Origin of the sequence: Butyricicoccus porcorum, assembly GCF_002157465.1 — a bacterium.
In the GTDB taxonomy this organism is placed as follows: domain Bacteria; phylum Bacillota; class Clostridia; order Oscillospirales; family Butyricicoccaceae; genus Butyricicoccus_A; species Butyricicoccus_A porcorum.
This window is the reverse complement of sequence record NZ_NHOC01000001.1, coordinates 269,802-275,801: the sequence shown is the minus strand read 5'-3', so window position 1 is coordinate 275,801 and position 6,000 is coordinate 269,802. Positions and strand designations below refer to the sequence as shown.

3 protein-coding genes, 2 tRNA genes and 3 rRNA genes are annotated in these 6,000 nt (G+C 47.1%); 7 read left to right on the top strand and 1 reads right to left on the bottom strand.

What is annotated here, in order from left to right:
• The 5 genes from CBW42_RS01375 to rrf all read left to right on the top strand — a co-directional run.
• Window positions 1-91: ribosomal RNA gene (locus CBW42_RS01375) — 16S ribosomal RNA — on the top strand; the annotation flags it as partial.
• Between the two features lie 344 nt (window positions 92-435).
• A 23S ribosomal RNA gene (locus CBW42_RS01370) occupies window positions 436-3,274 on the top strand.
• 104 nt (window positions 3,275-3,378) lie between these two features.
• A tRNA-Lys gene (locus CBW42_RS01365) sits at window positions 3,379-3,454 on the top strand.
• A 38-nt stretch (window positions 3,455-3,492) separates the two neighbouring features.
• A tRNA-Glu gene (locus tag CBW42_RS01360) sits at window positions 3,493-3,567 on the top strand.
• Window positions 3,568-3,634: 67 nt separating this feature from the next.
• A 5S ribosomal RNA gene (rrf, locus tag CBW42_RS01355) occupies window positions 3,635-3,751 on the top strand.
• A 357-nt stretch (window positions 3,752-4,108) separates the two neighbouring features.
• Here the strand turns inward: rrf and CBW42_RS01350 are convergent.
• Entirely contained in the window at window positions 4,109-4,351 is a 243-nt protein-coding gene (locus tag CBW42_RS01350) for a helix-turn-helix domain-containing protein (protein ID WP_087016977.1), read from the bottom strand.
• Window positions 4,352-4,465: 114 nt separating this feature from the next.
• Between CBW42_RS01350 and CBW42_RS01345 the strand changes: the two genes are divergently transcribed.
• Together CBW42_RS01345 and CBW42_RS01340 are read left to right on the top strand one after the other, a co-directional pair.
• Window positions 4,466-4,882, top strand: coding sequence for a hypothetical protein (locus tag CBW42_RS01345; RefSeq protein WP_087016975.1), 417 nt, complete (start codon window positions 4,466-4,468; stop codon window positions 4,880-4,882).
• Window positions 4,883-5,120: 238 nt separating this feature from the next.
• Window positions 5,121-5,960 carry a prephenate dehydrogenase gene (locus CBW42_RS01340; protein ID WP_087016973.1) on the top strand — a complete coding sequence of 280 codons (840 nt, stop codon included), beginning with the start codon at window positions 5,121-5,123 and terminating at the stop codon, window positions 5,958-5,960.
• Window positions 5,961-6,000 lie beyond the last annotated feature (40 nt).

Genomic DNA, 6,000 nt, shown 5'->3' with positions numbered 1-6,000 from the left:
AAGGAGGACGCGGCCGAAGGCAGGACTGGTAATTAGGGTGAAGTCGTAACAAGGTAGCCGTATCGGAAGGTGCGGCTGGATCACCTCCTTTCTAAGGAGACCATGAAGCTTGAAACAGAGCTTTGTAAATTCCTAGGTCAATTCAGGAATGAGTCATTCAAACGAACGTTGTGTTAATTTAGAGGGCATAATGCCTTCTACTCTGCACCTTGAAAACTGAACAGCGAGAAAACGACAAAGCAACAATAGGAAATTAAAATTGTTATTCTGGGAAATTGCGAAAAGCAAACTGAAATAAAAGGTTTTAACGATCCAATTGTGGCGAAAGTACGAAAGTACTACTACAAATTAGCTATAACAAAAGATAACCGAGATTACTCACAATCTTAAGTTACTAAAATAATTCCTGATCTGACCGGATCAGGTCTTACAGCTGGTCAAGCTGTAAAGGKCGCAAGGGKAATGCCTTGGCACCAGGAGCCGATGAAGGACGTGACAAGCTGCGATAAGCTTGGGGKAGCTGCAAATAAGCATTGATCCYAAGATTTCCGAATGGGGAAACCCGCATGAGAGAAGCTCATGCAGCTCATACTGAATCAAATAGGTATGAGTGGGGAACCGCCTGAACTGAAACATCTAAGTAGGCGAGGAAGAGACATCAACAGAGATTCCGCTAGTAGTGGCGAGCGAACGCGGAAGAGGCCAAACCTGAGGTAGCAATATCTCAGGGGTTCGGACTGCAATATGTAGTGTGAAAGATAGCTGAACGCTTTGGGAAGAGCGGCGAAACAGGGTGACAGCCCCGTAAGCGACATCGGAAGCACGCTAGCAGTATCCAGAGTACCACAGGACACGAGGAACCCTGTGGGAAGACGGGTGGACCATCATCCAAGCCTAAATACTACCTGGTGACCGATAGCGAAGCAGTACCGTGAGGGAAAGGTGAAAAGGACCCCGGGAGGGGAGTGAAAGAGAACCTGAAACCTTGTGCCTACAAGCACCGAGAGCACGTTCATGTGTGATCGGGTACTTTTTGTAGAACGGTCCGGCGAGTTAATGTATGTAGCAAGGTTAAGTGACTGGAGTCACGGAGCCGCAGCGAGAGCGAGTCTGAACAGGGCGAATTAGTTACATGTATTAGACCCGAAACCGGGTGACCTATCCATGAGCAGGCTGAAGTTGCGGTAAGACGCAATGGAGGGCCGCACCCACGTCCGTTGAAAAGGCCGGGATGACTTGTGGATAGCGGAGAAATTCTAATCGAACTCGGATATAGCTGGTTCTCCCCGAAATAGCTTTAGGGCTAGCGTTATGATAGATTACCGGAGGTAGAGCACTGAATGGGCTAGGGGCCGCGAGGTTACTGAACCCTATCAAACTTCGAATGCCGGATAATTGGTTCATGGCAGTCAGACCATGTGAGATAAGTCGCATGGTCAAAAGGGAAACAGCCCAGATCCGCAGCTAAGGTCCCAAATGAATACTAAGTGGAAAATGATGTGAAATTGCTAAGACAACCAGGATGTTGGCTTAGAAGCAGCCACTCATTCAAAGAGTGCGTAATAGCTCACTGGTCGAGTGATTTTGCGCAGAAAATTTAACGGGGCTAAGTATTCAACCGAAGCTCGGGCAATGTTTGAAACATTGGGTAGGGGAGCGTCGTATGCGGGGTGAAGCATGATCGGAAGGACATGTGGACTTCATACGAGTGAGAATGCCGGAATAAGTAGCGAGAATTATGTGAGAATCATAATGGCCGAAAATCTAAGGTTTCTTGGGGAAGGTTCGTCCGCCCAAGGTTAGTCGGGAGCTAAGGCGAGGCCTAACGGCGTAGTCGATGCACATACGGTTGATATTCCGTAACCACCGAAGATGTTAAGCTGAGGGACACTTTCATTAAGTCTGACCCGGGCGATGGTTGCCCCGGGCGTAAGGGACCGAAATATAGTAGGGAAGCAGACGGCGTGAGAGGCGAGAAAAGCTCAGTGTATTGTCCAGGTGCCCGTACCGCAAACCGACACAGGTAGATGGGATGAGTATTCTAAGGCCAACGGGAGAATGGTTGTTAAGGAACTCGGCAAATTGGCCCCGTAACTTCGGAATAAGGGGCGCCTCTGAGAAGAGGCCGCAGTGAAAAGGCCCAAGCGACTGTTTAGCAAAAACACAGCTCTCTGCTAAATCGAAAGATGACGTATAGGGGGTGACGCCTGCCCGGTGCTGGAAGGTTAAGAGGAGATGTTAGAGCAATCGAAGCATTGAATTTAAGCCCCAGTAAACGGCGGCCGTAACTATAACGGTCCTAAGGTAGCGAAATTCCTTGTCAGGTAAGTTCTGACCCGCACGAATGGCGTAACGATTTGGGCACTGTCTCAACAGCCAGCCCGGCGAAATTGTAGTACCGGTGAAGATGCCGGTTTCCCGCAACTAGACGGAAAGACCCCATGGAGCTTCACTGTAGCTTGATATTGGATTTCGATATTTCATGTACAGGATAGGTGGGAGGCTTGGAAGCAAGTGCGCCAGCATTTGTGGAGCCAACCTTGGGATACCACTCTTGGAATATTGGAATTCTAACCTGCGGCCATGAATCTGGTCGGGGGACACTGTCAGGTGGGCAGTTTGACTGGGGCGGTCGCCTCCTAAAGAGTAACGGAGGCGCTCAAAGGTTCGTTCAGCACGGATGGAAATCGTGCAGTGAGTGTAAACGCAAAAACGAGCCTGACTGCGAGACTGACGGGTCGAGCAGGAACGAAAGTTGGAGTTAGTGATCCGGCGGTATGTGAATGGAAATGCCGTCGCTCAACGGATAAAAGCTACCCTGGGGATAACAGGCTGATCTCCCCCAAGAGTCCACATCGACGGGGAGGTTTGGCACCTCGATGTCGGCTCATCGCATCCTGGGGCTGAATTCGGTCCCAAGGGTTTGGCTGTTCGCCAATTAAAGCGGTACGCGAGCTGGGTTCAGAACGTCGTGAGACAGTTCGGTCCCTATCTGTTGCGGGCGTAGGAAATTTGAACGGAGCTGTCCTTAGTACGAGAGGACCGGGATGGACATACCTCTGGTGCACCAGTTGTTCTGCCAAGGGCATAGCTGGGTAGCTAAGTATGGACGAGATAAACGCTGAAGGCATCTAAGCGTGAAACTCCCCGTAAGATAAGATTTCCCATTCTTCGGAAGTAAGACCCCACGTAGACGATGTGGTTGATAGGTCAGGAGTGGAAGTACAGTAATGTATGCAGCGGACTGATACTAATAGGTCGAGGGCTTGACCTGAATTATGATTTGGGTAAACTCGGAAAAAGCTTCTGTCACGAGTATTGCTGTTCAGTTTTGAGGGCGCAGATAATGCAAAACTCACGAGAAAAAGTTGACGAAATGCACCATTAGCTCAGATGGTAGAGCAACTGACTCTTAATCAGTGGGTCCTGGGTTCGAGTCCCCGATGGTGTACCACTTCTTTCTGGACACCGATAAATACGGTGTGTGGAAATGGCCCGTTGGTCAAGCGGCTAAGACGACGGCCTCTCACGCCGTAAACGGGAGTTCGATTCTCCCACGGGTCACCAATTTTTTCTTGACATAACGCAGAGAATGTGTTATAGTAACAAAGGTCTTTTCTGAAAAGAAAAGGTAGTAGGTGTTTTTTGTGATGAGGGTACACCCGTTCCCATTCCGAACACGGTAGTTAAGCTCATTTACGCCGACAATACTTGGCTGGCGACGGCCCGGGAAGATAGGTCGATGCCTACACAAACGAAAGACAGATCCAGTTTGGATCTGTCTTTTTTTCTATCTTTATGAAAGACTGGGCTGTTCCCGGAATATATGCTCTATCTGAAAAGTTCCGGAGAAATTTTCCATGGCAGCATTGTGATAAGGGCATCGGGGAATCTATATCGTTCGGATTACGCAACCAGATCTGATATTGAGCAGTTGGTTTTTCAGTTGTCTATTGCTACAATTTTCAACGTATCAACATGAAAAACGGTCTCACTCCCTTTGAAATCAGGAGCAAGACCGCGTAAATTCTCGCTATTCTACGATAGTGTTTTGTTTTTCTGTCTGTTCAACGGGGAACAGTCCAAAACACTCCAATGGGAGTTTTTTCTACTTAATCTCTACATCTAAATGATTGAATTCCTCAGTATCAAAAAACTCTGCCAGTGTCATCCCCAAACCATCGCAAATGAGCTTGATTGTCACAACCTTCGGGCTCTGGCTTTTTCCGTATAAAATATTTTTGATACTGGACTGCGGCATGGCGCAAATTGCAGAAAGTTTATAAATTGACATATTATACTCATCCAAAAGTTGTAAAATACGATTTTTTATTGCAGAATTTAGACTCAAATGATCACGCTCCTTTTACCTATTGTAAAAAGAACTGCTTGACAAATAGGGCTAAGTTTGGTACTATAGGGCTAAAAATAGCCTATCTTAAAATTAAAAATGGAGGATGATAGCATGAAAAAGATCATGGCGATGATGTTAGTGCTGACAATGATGGTAACTGCTCTGGCGGTTCCAGCAAGTGCAGCCAGTGGCGCTTCCAACGTATTTAATGTGAGGCTGAGCAGTGACTACTCGAAGGTGAATACAGGCAACAACAATGGGGCTAAAATGATTTCCCATCGGTGGGATGATAAATACGGCGTCATTAAGTTGTACACCAGATTTGACTTGCCCTTTATTTCTTTGGGAAATGGGGATGAGCTCACGTATAAAATTACAGGTTCGATCAAAGAGGGAGCGACAATTCAGTTGGCATATGCGGGTAGAACTGTGAATGCGAAGATTCACACGTATAATGGGGGAACACATTTCGGAAATATCACAAAAATTGACGGCATTGGCGGCGGGTATTATCTCAGATATAATTGATTTGCGATAGTTTCCGTGAAATTTGGGGGTATAAACACAGATCTTGACATCGGTCGGAGTTCTCCGGCCGGTGTTTTTCTATATAATTCATTGTTATTCTCTGCGGCGTTCGCTTTTGTTATTACAGAAATACAGGTAAATTTCATGCTTTAAACAGTAAAAGTATCCCGCGGCATTGACTTTGCATTTTCCCCTTGCTACAATAAAGTGAGCATAAAAAATACGAAGGAACGATGATATGAAACAGAAAACCATAGCCATTGTCGGTCTCGGACTGATCGGCGGATCATTTGCCCGTGCATTTAAAAAGTACACGGATTACATAGTGATTGGCTTTAATCGCACGCGGAGCACCGCAGAGCTTGCGCTGGAACAGGGTGCAATTGATGCCATTGGCACAGAAGAAAATCTGAAGGAAGCAGATGTTGTCCTGTTGTCTATGTATCCGAAGGTTTCATGTGATTTTGTTGAGCAGCATATTGACTGCTTTAAGCCGGGCTGTATTATTACGGATGACTGCGGGATCAAAAGCTATCTGGTGGAACGGTTGACAGGGTTGTGTAAGGCACATGGACTGTATTATGTTGGCGGACATCCGATGGCAGGACGTGAGGTTTCCGGCTATAAAGCATCCAGTGCGGATCTGTATAAGGGTGCAAGCATGTTGATTGTGCCGACGGAGGCGTCCACACCGGATATTGTCCATGAGGTCAAGCATATGTTTGCGGCAATCGGTTTCAGCCAACTGGTGATTACGACACCGGAACATCATGACCGTATGATTGCCTATACCTCGCAGCTGTGCCATATTGTTTCAAGTGCATATATTAAGAGCCCATCTGAGATGGAACACAAGGGATATTCCGGTGGCAGCTATCGGGATTTGACGCGTGTGGCATATCTGAATGAGACTATGTGGACAGAGCTGTTTATTGAGAACAAAAAGCCGCTGGTGGCGGAAATTGATGAAATGATTCGGCACCTGACGGAGTACCGCGACGCCATCGATCAGGAGGACGCCGACACGCTGTTTTCACTCCTGCGCGACGGTCGCCTGCGCAAGGAACAATTCGGCTAATCTTTTCTTTGCGAAAAGAAAAGATTAGAACAAAAGAAAC

Coding starts and splice junctions, on each gene's coding strand:
- CBW42_RS01345 (WP_087016975.1), top strand. CDS start 4,466: ATGAAAAAGATCATGGCGATGATGTTAGTGCTGACAATGATGGTAACT.
- CBW42_RS01340 (WP_087016973.1), top strand. CDS start 5,121: ATGAAACAGAAAACCATAGCCATTGTCGGTCTCGGACTGATCGGCGGA.